At 68.5% G+C, this 11,291-nt stretch carries 11 protein-coding genes; 3 read left to right on the top strand and 8 right to left on the bottom strand.

Annotated elements, in window-relative coordinates; all coding sequences use genetic code 11:
* Positions 1-267: 267 nt before the first annotated feature.
* The 3 genes from ABTY98_RS41600 to thyX form a co-directional block, all read right to left on the bottom strand.
* Positions 268-1,953, bottom strand: coding sequence for a ribonuclease J (locus tag ABTY98_RS41600; RefSeq protein ID WP_352226377.1), 1,686 nt, complete (start codon positions 1,951-1,953; stop codon positions 268-270).
* 156 nt (positions 1,954-2,109) lie between these two features.
* Positions 2,110-3,009 (bottom strand): 4-hydroxy-tetrahydrodipicolinate synthase, encoded by a 900-nt coding sequence (dapA, locus tag ABTY98_RS41605; protein WP_352226378.1) that lies wholly within the window; start codon positions 3,007-3,009, stop codon positions 2,110-2,112.
* Positions 3,010-3,245: 236 nt separating this feature from the next.
* Positions 3,246-3,986 (bottom strand): FAD-dependent thymidylate synthase, encoded by a 741-nt coding sequence (thyX, locus tag ABTY98_RS41610; RefSeq protein WP_352226379.1) that lies wholly within the window; start codon positions 3,984-3,986, stop codon positions 3,246-3,248.
* 199 nt (positions 3,987-4,185) lie between these two features.
* Here thyX and ABTY98_RS41615 point away from each other — a divergent pair, with 199 nt between their 5' ends.
* Entirely contained in the window at positions 4,186-4,422 is a 237-nt protein-coding gene (locus tag ABTY98_RS41615) for a hypothetical protein (RefSeq protein ID WP_352226380.1), read from the top strand.
* 90 nt (positions 4,423-4,512) lie between these two features.
* Positions 4,513-5,067 (top strand): SCO5741 family PH domain-containing membrane protein, encoded by a 555-nt coding sequence (locus ABTY98_RS41620; protein ID WP_352226381.1) that lies wholly within the window; start codon positions 4,513-4,515, stop codon positions 5,065-5,067.
* 76 nt (positions 5,068-5,143) lie between these two features.
* Here the strand turns inward: ABTY98_RS41620 and ABTY98_RS41625 are convergent, their stop codons facing one another.
* The 5 genes from ABTY98_RS41625 to rpsO all read right to left on the bottom strand — a co-directional run bounded on the left by ABTY98_RS41625 (position 5,144) and on the right by rpsO (position 10,643).
* Positions 5,144-5,596, bottom strand: a complete 453-nt coding sequence (locus tag ABTY98_RS41625) for a tetratricopeptide repeat protein (RefSeq protein ID WP_351713881.1) — start codon at positions 5,594-5,596, stop codon at positions 5,144-5,146.
* A 16-nt stretch (positions 5,597-5,612) separates the two neighbouring features.
* Positions 5,613-6,365, bottom strand: coding sequence for a 4-hydroxy-tetrahydrodipicolinate reductase (gene dapB / locus ABTY98_RS41630; protein WP_352226382.1), 753 nt, complete (start codon positions 6,363-6,365; stop codon positions 5,613-5,615).
* Positions 6,366-6,391: 26 nt separating this feature from the next.
* Complete coding sequence (locus tag ABTY98_RS41635; RefSeq protein ID WP_352226383.1) at positions 6,392-7,771, bottom strand: M16 family metallopeptidase; 1,380 nt, start codon at positions 7,769-7,771, stop codon at positions 6,392-6,394.
* Entirely contained in the window at positions 7,768-10,014 is a 2,247-nt protein-coding gene (locus ABTY98_RS41640) for a polyribonucleotide nucleotidyltransferase (protein ID WP_352226384.1), read from the bottom strand. Before ABTY98_RS41640 ends, ABTY98_RS41635 begins: the two co-directional genes overlap by 4 nt.
* A 341-nt stretch (positions 10,015-10,355) precedes the next feature.
* On the bottom strand, positions 10,356-10,643 hold the full coding sequence (gene rpsO / locus ABTY98_RS41645) for a 30S ribosomal protein S15 (RefSeq protein WP_004924725.1): 288 nt from the start codon (positions 10,641-10,643) through the stop codon (positions 10,356-10,358).
* Positions 10,644-10,926: 283 nt separating this feature from the next.
* On the opposite strand from rpsO, the gene ABTY98_RS41650 reads away from it, so the two are divergent.
* The gene (locus tag ABTY98_RS41650) at positions 10,927-11,220 is read left to right on the top strand and encodes a DUF397 domain-containing protein (RefSeq protein ID WP_352226385.1); all 294 of its coding nucleotides are present in this window, start codon (positions 10,927-10,929) and stop codon (positions 11,218-11,220) included.
* Positions 11,221-11,291: the final 71 nt, after the last annotated feature.

The following is an 11,291-nucleotide window of genomic DNA, read 5'->3' on the forward strand; positions in this document are numbered from 1 at the left end:
TTCCCTTCGGTCTTGCGTTTCCGACTCTATCAGACCGTTTTCCGATCCGATTTCCTCGGTGCTTTCCAGGTTCCCGCTCTCGCGTTTCCCTTTCCGGCGGCTCCGACTTTATCAGAAGTTCTGAGTCGGAATTTCCACCCGGTCCGGGGTAACCGGATCCAGTCCTGAAGCACTGGGGTTCCCGGCTGGGCGGAGCCGTAAACCTACTGGAGCGGGGCGCCTCGATGCAAATCGAGGCGCCCCGCTCCTGGTTCAGTCGTACGCGGCTCAGACCTCCACGACGACCGGGAGGATCATCGGCCTGCGGCGATACGTGTCCGAGACCCACTTGCCGAGGGTCCGGCGGATGAGTTGCTGCAGCTGGTGGGGCTCCACGACCCCGTCCTGGGCCGAGCGTTCCAGGACCTCCGAGATCTTCGGGACGACGGCCGAGAACGCCGAGTCGTCGATGCCGGAGCCACGCGCCTGGATATGCGGACCGCCCGTGATCTTGCCGGTGGTGGAGTCGACCACGACGAAGACCGAGATGATGCCCTCGTCACCGAGGATCTTGCGGTCCTTCAATGCCGGTTCGCCGACATCGCCGACGGAGAGACCGTCGACGTACACATAGCCCGCCTGGACCTTGCCGGAGATCTTGGCCTTGCCCTCGACGAGGTCGACGACCACGCCGTCCTCGGCGATGACGATGCGGTCGTGCGGGATGCCCGTCAGGGCGCCGAGCTCGGCGTTGGCACGCAGATGGCGCCATTCGCCGTGGACCGGCATGAGGTTCTTCGGTCGGCAGATGTTGTAGAAGTACAGCAACTCGCCGGCGGAGGCATGGCCGGAAACATGCACCTTGGCGTTGCCCTTGTGGACGACGTTGGCGCCCCAGCGGGTCAGGCCGTTGATGACGCGGTAGACCGCGTTCTCGTTTCCGGGGATGAGGGAGGACGCCAGGATGACCGTATCGCCGTCGACGATGCGGATCTGGTGGTCACGGTTGGCCATCCGGGACAGGGCGGCCATCGGTTCGCCCTGGGAACCCGTGCAGACCAGGACCACCTGGCTGTCCGGGAGGTCGTCGAGCGTCTTGACGTCGACGACGAGGCCCGGCGGGACCTTGAGGTAGCCCAGGTCCCGCGCGATGCCCATGTTGCGGACCATGGAGCGGCCGACGAAGGCGACCCGGCGGCCGTACTCGTGGGCCGCGTCCAGAATCTGCTGGATGCGGTGGACATGGCTGGCGAAGCTCGCCACGATGATCCGCTTGCCGGCTCCGGCGAAGACCTGGCGCAGGACGTTCGAGATGTCGCGCTCGGGCGGGACGAAGCCCGGAACCTCGGCGTTCGTCGAGTCGGCCAGAAGAAGATCGATGCCTTCCTCGCTCAGCCGTGCGAACGCGTGCAGATCCGTCAGACGGTTGTCCAGCGGGAGCTGGTCCATCTTGAAGTCGCCGGTGTGCACCGCCATGCCGGCCGGGGTGCGGATGGCCACGGCCAGGGCGTCCGGGATGGAGTGGTTGACGGCGACGAACTCGCAGTCGAAGGGGCCGATGCGCTCGCGCTGGCCCTCCGCCACTTCCAGCGTGTACGGGCGGATGCGGTGCTCCTGGAGCTTCGCCTCGATGAGGGCGAGGGTCAGCTTGGAGCCGATGAGCGGGATGTCCGGCTTCTCGCGGAGCAGGAAGGGGACACCGCCGATGTGGTCTTCGTGGCCGTGGGTGAGGACGATGCCCTCGATGTCGTCGAGGCGGTCCCGGACGGACGTGAAGTCCGGCAGGATCAGGTCGATTCCGGGCTGCTCCTCCTCGGGGAAGAGCACTCCGCAGTCGACGATCAGCAGACGGCCGCCGTACTCGAAGACGGTCATGTTTCGGCCGATCTCGCCGAGCCCGCCGAGCGGGGTAACGCGCAGGGCGCCTTCGGGGAGCTGGGGCGGCGGGCCGAGTTCAGGATGCGGATGACTCAAAAGACTCTCCTCACCACGCACGCCACGTACCGGTCGGGCACGTGGCGTGCGTGACGTTCGTGCATAAGCAGTTGTCGTTGTGGGATGCGGGCACCGGTGTCCCGCCTTATTCAGTTGTTAAGCCTTGCTACGCGGACGTCCGCGCGAAGTCTGTTGTCAGAGCTGTACCCCGCCGGCAGCAAGATCGATCTTGAGCTGGGCGATCTCCTCGGCCGAACATTCGACCATGGGGGCGCGCAGGGGCCCGGCGGGCAACCCTTGGAGGGACAGGGCGGCCTTGGTCGTCATCACACCCTGGGTGCGGAACATGCCGGTGTAGACCGGGAGCAGCTTCTGGTGGATCTCCGTGGCCTTCTGAACGTCACCGGAGGTGAAGGCCTCGACGAGGGCCCTGAGGTCCGGGGTGACCACATGGCCGACGACCGAGACGAAGCCGACAGCGCCCACGGAGAGCAGCGGCAGGTTGAGCATGTCGTCGCCGGAGTACCAGGCGAGGCCGGACTGCGCGATGGCCCAGCTCGCGCGGCCGAGGTCGCCCTTGGCGTCCTTGTTGGCGACGATCCTCGGGTGCTCGGCCAGGCGAACGAACGTCTCGGTGTTGATCGGGACGCCGCTGCGGCCGGGGATGTCGTAGAGCATGACGGGTAGCCCGGTCGCGTCGGCGACGGTCGTGAAGTGCCGGTACAGGCCCTCCTGCGGGGGCTTGTTGTAGTACGGCGTGACGAGCAGCAGGCCGTGGGCGCCGTCGCGCTCGGCCTGGCGGGCCAGCTCGATGCTGTGGTGGGTGTCGTTGGTGCCGACGCCGGCCACGACGTGGGCGCGGTCTCCGACCGCCTCCACTACGGCTCGTACGAGATCCGATTTCTCCGCATCGCTGGTGGTGGGGGACTCGCCGGTGGTGCCATTGATGATCAGGCCGTCGTTGCCTGCGTTCACCAGGTGGCCGGCGAGCCGCTGCGCGCCGTCGAGGTCGAGTGCGCCGTCCGCCGTGAAGGGCGTGACCATGGCGGTGAGGACCCGCCCGAAGGGGGTCTGCGGAGTGGAGGTCGGAGCCATGGGTTACACGCTACTCGGTGCTCACGGCGCGGTCTGCCCTTGGGGTGCGGGGAAAGTCCGGACAAAATGCGGAGCCCGGCACTGCCTGCTCGGGGGTTCAAGCAGTGCCGGGTCCGTTTGATCAGGCTAGATGAACTTCACTAAATGCCGCAATACGGACACTTCGCCAGGCTGATCCGTACATCTGTGCTGAGCACGACAAGATGCACGACACGGCGCATGACAAAACAGCCGACCTACGGCGCTACACGGCCGTTGGCGTTGAAGGCTGCGTGGGTGAGCGGCATGAGCTTGGCCCACTCCGCCTCCATCTTCTCGCCGACCATCTCGATCTCCCGCTGCGGGAAGGACGGCACCTTGGCCAGCTCGTGCTGGGTGCGCAGGCCGAGGAAGTGCATCAGCGAGCGGGCGTTGCAGGTGGCGTACATCGAGGAGAAGAGCCCGACGGGCAGCACCGCCCGGGCCACCTCACGGGCGACACCGGCGGCGAGCATCTCCTGGTAGGCCTCGTACGCCTGCCGGTAGGAGTCCTCCATCACCCGGCCGACCAGCTCCTGCTGGGCCTGGGTGCCCTCGACGAAGACGTACTTGCCGGGGCGGCCCTCCTGGACGAGCTTGCGGGACTCGTCGGGGACGTAGAAGACGGGCTGGAGCTCGCGGTAGCGGCCGCTCTCCTCGTTGTACGACCAGCCCACGCGGTGACGCATGAACTCACGGAAGACGAAGATCGGGGCGCTGATGAAGAACGTCATCGAGTTGTGCTCGAAGGGGCTGCCGTGCCGGTCCCGCATCAGGTAGTTGATCAGGCCCTTGGAGCGCTCCGGGTCCTTCTTCAGTTCGTCCAGGGACTGCTCGCCGGCGGTGGAGACTCGGGCGGCCCACAGCACGTCGGAGTCGGCAGCGCTGTGCTTGACGAGCTCAACTGAGATGTCGCTGCGAGTGAGGATCTTGAGTTCGTCGGCGGAGCTATCGGTCACGGTGCAGAGGGTCCTTCCCCATCACGTCTTTGGAGCGGCGCCCACTCTACGGGGCTGGTGAGTCCAGAGATCACGGGCGTGCGTGACATTCACCGGCGAAAGTCTGTGAACCTGTCGAAACTGGGCACCCTTTCGACGGTTCGCTCGTCTGTACCCCTGAGAGCATTCCGCACCAACCGCACAGGAGGAAGTACTCACCATGTTCCGTCGGCGTGAACCCGTCCCGTTCGCCTTCCTCGCCGAAGCCGACAGGTTCCGCAGCAATGTCACTCCCCCGCCCCGTCAGCGGTCGTCCGTGAGTCAGATAGCCGGGCGATGGCTGCTCGGGCTGACCATCGTCGCCGGCATGGTGGGCTCGCTGGTACTGGGCATGCCGGCGCTGTCCACGCCGTCCGACACACAGACCCAGCAGTCACAGGCCTCTCAGGGGCACTGACTCTTCCGGCCCCCCGTGAGTGGTGAGCGGGGACACGGGCGGATAGCCTCACCGGGCACAGCCCATGCATGGATTGAGTGAGGACCAACCGTGCCCCTGCCCTTCCTGACGGCCGACCACCCCTATGACGCGGCACTCGACAACGCCCTGCCGTTCGACGACCGGGACCGCTGGCGGCGCCCCTACCGGCCCGGGCCGTGGCGGGTGGGCGGGTCCGCCCTGTGGCTGCTGCTCGCCTCGTTCGTGCTGTTCGCGGCGGTCGCGCTGGCCCTGACCGGCTCGCTGTCCTCCGCCGGGGCGGTCCTCGGCATCGCACTGCTGATCATCGCCGCCGCGCTGCGGATACTGCGCATGGGCGTGTGGGTGAGCGCGCGCGGGGTGCGCCAGATCGGGCTGCTGTACACACGGACGGTGCCCTGGAAGCGGGTCGTCTCGGTGCGCACCGCGCAGCAGCCGGTCCGCTGGCTCGGGCTGCCGCGCACGGTGCAGGGTCAGGCGCTGACGCTCGTACGCAAGGACCGGTCGCCGGAGGACACGGATCCGTTGCTGACCACGCACGGGATGGACTTCCTGGGCCGGGCGTCGGCCTTCGACCGTGCGGCGGACGCGGTGGAGGCGTGGGCGGCGGAGTACCGGCGCGACTGAGCGCCGTCAAGCGACACGTATCAGGGGCCGGTCCGCGTGGGTGCGGACCGGCCCCTGCTGCGCATGTGGGCCGCGCTCACGCCTCCACCGGCCTGCCGTCGTGCAGGGCGATGGCGCGCTGCATCGCCTTGCGGGCGCGCGGGGTGTCGCGGGCGTCGTGGTAGGCGACGGCGAGCCGGAACCAGCTGCGCCAGTCGTCGGGGGCGGCCTCCGTCTCGGCCTTGCGCTTGGCGAAGACCTCGTCCGCGGAGTCCCGGTCGATGCGGCCGCCGGGCGTGCGCTTCAGTTCGTCCACGGGCAGGCCGCCCTCGGCGTCGAGCTCGGCCGCGAGGGCGTTGGCTCTGCGGACGAACTGGGTGTTCTTCCACAGGAACCACAGCCCGATGACCGGCAGGATCAGCACCGCCACCCCGAAGGTGACGGTGAGGACCGTGCCGGTCTGGATGAGCATCACGCCCCGGCTGCCGACCAGGACGAAGTAGAAGACGAGGACGGCGGCCGTGAGGGCGTAGGAGAGCTTCGCGCGCATGTATGCAGGCCCCCGGTCAGCCCAGGTCCAGGAAGTTTTCCAGACCGAAGGTCAGGCCCGGAGCGGTGACCACGCGGCGGGCGCCGAGCAGGATGCCCGGCATGAAGCTGCTGTGGTGGAGGGAGTCGTGGCGGATGGTCAGGGTCTCGCCCTCGCCGCCCAGCAGGACCTCCTGGTGGGCCAGGAGGCCGCGGAGACGGACGGCGTGGACGGGGATCCCATCGACGTCGGCGCCGCGGGCACCGTCCAGGGCGGTCACCGTGGCGTCCGGTGCCGGGGCGGTGCCGGCCGAGCGGCGGGCCTCGGCGATGAGCTGGGCGGTGCGGGTGGCGGTGCCGGAGGGGGCGTCGACCTTGTTCGGGTGGTGGAGCTCGACGACCTCCACCGACTCGAAGTAGGGCGCGGCGATCTGCGCGAACTTCATCGTCAGCACGGCGCCGATGGAGAAGTTCGGGGCGATGAGCACACCGGTCTCCGGGGACTGGTCCAGCCAGCCCGTCAGCTGCGCGAGGCGCTCGTCGGTCCAGCCGGTGGTACCGACGACGGCGTGGATTCCGTGGCGTACGCAGAAGTCGAGGTTGCCCATCACCGAGGCGGGGGTGGTCAGTTCGACCGCGACCTGGGCGCCGGACTCGGCCAGCGCCTCCAGCTTGTCGCCCCGGCCGAGGGCGGCGACCAGCTCCATGTCCTGGGCGGCCTCGACCGCCTTGACCGCCTCGGACCCGATACGGCCGTTGGCACCGAGGACCGCCACGCGCAGCTTGCTCATCTTCTTCGTTCCTTACCGGTGGTGTGTCAGGCGACGGCGTCGTGCAGGCGTGCGGCCTGTTTGTCCTTGAGCGGGCCGATGACCGACAGCGAGGGGCGCTGTCCCAGGATGTCGCGGGCGACGGAACGGACGTCGTCCGGGGTCACCGCGGCTATCCGGGCCAGCATGTCGTCGACGGACATCTGCTCGCCCCAGCACAGCTCGCTCTTGCCGATACGGTTCATCAGCGCGCCGGTGTCCTCCAGGCCCAGCACCGTGGAGCCCTGGAGCTGGCCGATGGCACGGCCGATCTCCTCGTCGGGCAGGCCGTGCTCGGCGACCTGGTCCAGTTCGTCCCGGCAGATCTTGAGGACGTCATGCACCTGGGAGGGCCGGCAGCCGGCGTACACACCGAAGAGGCCGCAGTCGGCGAAGCCCGAGGTGTAGGAGTAGACGCTGTAGGCCAGGCCGCGCTTCTCGCGGACCTCCTGGAAGAGCCGGGAGGACATGCCGCCGCCGAGGGCGGTGTTGAGCACGCCGAGCGCCCAGCGGCGGTCGTCGGTGCGGGCCAGACCGGGCATGCCGAGGACGACATGGGCCTGTTCGGTCTTGCGGCCGAGGAGTTCGACGCGTCCGGCGGTGCGGATGGTGCGGCTGCCGTCGCGCGGGCCGATGGGTGCCGCCTCGGCGGCCCGGAAGGCGCCGCCCTTCTCGAAGGCCGCGCGGACCTGTCGTACGACCTTGTTGTGGTCGATGTTGCCGGCGGCCGCGACCACCAGGTGGGTGGGGTCGTAGTGCTTCTTGTAGAAGCGGCGGATGCGGTCGGCCGTGAGGGCGTTGACCGTGTCGACCGTGCCGAGGACCGGGCGGCCGAGGGCGTTGTCGCCGAACATGGTGTGCGCGAACAGGTCGTGCACACAGTCGCCCGGGTCGTCCTCGGTCATGGCGATCTCTTCGAGGATCGCGCCCCGCTCGACGTTGACGTCCTCTTCGAGGATGAGCGAGCCGGTCAGCATGTCGCAGACGACGTCTATGGCGAGCGGCAGGTCGGTGTCGAGCACGCGCGCGTAGTAGCACGTGTACTCCTTCGCCGTGAACGCGTTCATCTCGCCGCCGACAGCGTCGACGGCGGAGGAGATGTCCAGGGCGGAGCGGCGAGTGGTGCCCTTGAAGAGCAGGTGCTCCAGGTAGTGCGTGGCGCCGTTCAGGGCCGGGGTCTCGTCGCGGGAGCCGACGTGGGCCCAGATGCCGAAGGTCGCGGAGCGCACCGAGGGCAGCGTCTCGGTGACGATGCGCAGGCCGCCGGGGAGGGTGGTCTTGCGTACCGTGCCGATGCCGTTCTCGCCCTTGATCAGGGTTTGGGTACGGGCGACGGCCCGCGCCTCCGAGGAGGTGCGGGCCGTCGTCGTAGAGCTGCTCGACGTCACTGGTCGGTGTCGTCCTTCGTGTCTTCGGCTGCGCCCGCGGCGGAGCCGCTGTCGGACTCGGCCTCGCCCTCGATCACGGGGATCAGGGAGAGCTTGCCGCGGGAGTCGATCTCGGCGATCTCGACCTGGACCTTGTGGCCCACACCGAGGACGTCCTCGACGTTCTCCACGCGCTTGCCGCCGGCCAGCTTGCGGATCTGCGAGATGTGCAGCAGACCGTCCTTGCCGGGCAGCAGGGAGACGAACGCGCCGAAGGTGGTCGTCTTCACGACCGTGCCCAGGTAGCGCTCGCCGACCTCGGGCATCGTCGGGTTGGCGATGCTGTTGATCGTGGCGCGGGCGGCCTCGGCGGCCGGGCCGTCGGAGGCACCGATGTAGATGGTGCCGTCGTCCTCGATCGTGATCTCGGCGCCGGTGTCCTCCTGGATCTGGTTGATCATCTTGCCCTTGGGGCCGATGACCTCGCCGATCTTGTCGACCGGGATCTTCACGGTGATGATCCGCGGCGCGTTCGGGGACATCTCGTCCGGCTTGTCGATCGCTTCCATCATCACGTCGAGGATGTGGAGGCGGGCGTCCCGGGCCTGCTTGAGGGCGGCGGCCAGGACCGAGGCCGGGATGCCGTCCAGCTTGGTGTCGAGCTGGAGCGCGGTCACGAACTCCTTGGTGCCGGCGACCTTGAAGTCCATGTCACCGAAGGCGTCCTCCGCACCGAGGATGTCGGTGAGGCTGACGTAGTGCGTCTCGCCGTCGATCTCCTGGGAGATCAGACCCATGGCGATACCGGCGACCGGGGCCTTCAGCGGCACACCGGCGTTCAGCAGCGACATGGTGGAGGCGCAGACCGAGCCCATGGACGTCGAGCCGTTGGAGCTCAGCGCCTCGGAGACCTGACGGATCGCGTAGGGGAACTCCTCGCGGCTCGGCAGGACCGGGACGAGGGCGCGCTCGGCGAGGGCGCCGTGGCCGATCTCGCGGCGCTTCGGGGAGCCGACGCGGCCGGTCTCGCCGGTGGAGTACGGCGGGAAGTTGTAGTTGTGCATGTAGCGCTTGCGGGTCACCGGGGAGAGGGTGTCCAGCTGCTGCTCCATCCGGAGCATGTTGAGGGTGGTGACGCCCAGGATCTGGGTCTCGCCACGCTCGAACACCGCGGAACCGTGCACGCGCGGGATGGCCTCGACCTCGGCGGCCAGGGTGCGGATGTCGGTGACACCGCGGCCGTCGATGCGCTTCTTCTCCTTGATCACGCGCTCGCGGACCAGCTGCTTGGTGAGCGAGCGGTACGCGGCGGAGATCTCCTTCTCGCGGCCCTCGAACTCCGGGAGCAGCTTCTCGGCGGCCAGACCCTTGACGCGGTCCAGCTCTGCCTCGCGCTCCTGCTTGCCGGCGATGGTCAGCGCGGCGGCGAGCTCCGGGCGGACGGCGGCGGACAGCGCCTCCAGGATGTCGTCCTGGTAGTCGAGGAAGATCGGGAACTCGCCGGTCGGCTTGGCGGCCTTCGCGGCGAGGTCGGCCTGGGCCTTGCAGAGCACCTTGATGAAGGGCTTCGCGGCGTCAAGACCGGAGGCGACGACCTCCTCGGTCGGCGCCTCGGCGCCGCCCTGGACCAGCTGGATGGTCTTCTCGGTGGCCTCGGCCTCGACCATCATGATCGCGACGTCGCCGTCCTCCAGGACGCGGCCGGCGACCACCATGTCGAAGACGGCGTCCTCGAGCTCGGTGTGCGTCGGGAACGCGACCCACTGGCCGTTGATCAGCGCGACGCGGACGCCGCCGATCGGGCCGGAGAAGGGCAGACCGGCCAGCTGGGTGGACGCGGACGCGGCGTTGATCGCCACGACGTCGTACAGGTGGTCGGGGTTGAGCGCCATGATCGTGGCGACGACCTGGATCTCGTTGCGCAGGCCCTTCTTGAAGGACGGGCGCAGCGGGCGGTCGATCAGGCGGCAGGTGAGGATCGCGTCCTCGCTCGGCCGGCCCTCACGGCGGAAGAAGGAGCCGGGGATCTTCCCGGCCGCGTACATGCGCTCCTCGACGTCCACCGTGAGGGGGAAGAAGTCGAGCTGGTCCTTGGGGTTCTTGGAGGCGGTGGTGGCCGACAGCACCATGGTGTCGTCGTCCAGGTACGCCACGGCGGAGCCGGCGGCCTGCTTGGCCAGGCGGCCCGTCTCGAAGCGGATGGTGCGGGTGCCGAAGGTGCCGTTGTCGATGACGGCCTCGGCGTAGTGGGTCTCGTTCTCCACTAGCGTTTTCTCCGTTACTTGTCGTCTTTCGTCCCACTCGGCCCGTGTGGCCGGGGGACGGTTACGGAGAAGCGCGCCGTGCTGTGCGGGCCGGTCTTCGATCGAAGCACCCGGGGCTCGCTTTCCCCCGGGGGCCACTACCGAGGACCGGCGGCGGCTTAGGTGCGCTTCTCCTCGTTCTGGGTCGTACGTCGGTGTTCTGAGTCGTACGTCGTTCTGTGTCGTGCGTATTGCGTTGTGCTACCACACTACAAAGCGTGAGTGACACTCCGCACGTTTCCGCACGTACGGCAAAGGGAGCGGCCCCGGGTGTCTCCGGGAACCGCTCCCTTCACGGCGTCCTACTTGGCGCCCGCCGCACCGCGGCGGATGCCCAGGCGGTCGACCAGCGCACGGAAGCGCTGGATGTCCTTCTTCGCCAGGTACTGCAGGAGGCGACGGCGCTGACCGACCAGGATCAGCAGACCACGACGGGAGTGGTGGTCGTGCTTGTGGGTCTTGAGGTGCTCCGTCAGGTCGGAGATCCGACGGGACAGCAGAGCGACCTGGACCTCGGGGGAGCCGGTGTCACCCTCCTTGGTACCGAACTCGGAGATGATCTGCTTCTTCACTGCGGCGTCGAGCGACACGCGTACTCCTCATAGTCTGTGAGAGCCCACCGAGTGCCCCCGGTCTTCATCGCGGGGGAGCTTCCACAACTCGGGAGGCGGGGATCCGTTGGGCGCGGCCTCAGGGGTCCACGGGGGACTCCGGGGGTGCGTACACGAACGGCCGTCGTCCAGGGTACCAGTGCCGATGGGCGTCTTTGTCCTGGGGACGTACAGGAAAGGACGAGACAGCCGAGGACCGTGCGACCGCCAGTAGTGTGACCGTCACAGCGTACGTACGTCGTCGGAAAGGGGTCGCCGCGGTATGAGCGAGACGGCTGAGGAGATGAAGGCGCGCAAGGAGCGGGAACGGGACGAGCTCTACGCGCTCGACATCTCGGGCGTCGAGTGGCACTGCGCGCCCGGCACCGAGCAGGACGAGGAGCGGGTCGAGATCGCCTACCTGCCCGAGGGCGCCGTGGCCATGCGGTCGTCGCTCGACCCGGACACCGTGCTGCGGTACACGGAGGCGGAGTGGCGGGCCTTCGTGCTGGGCGCGCGGGACGGGGAGTTCGACCTGGAGCCGAACGAGCGCAACGGCGGCCTGACCGCCCAGTGACCGGCGGCCCGGTTGGAACTGCGAGGGGTTGTCGCTCAGCAGCAGCTTGGCGCTGTCCGGCAGCCCGCCGG

Source organism: Streptomyces sp. NPDC096040 (assembly GCF_040303265.1).
GTDB lineage: Bacteria > Actinomycetota > Actinomycetes > Streptomycetales > Streptomycetaceae > Streptomyces.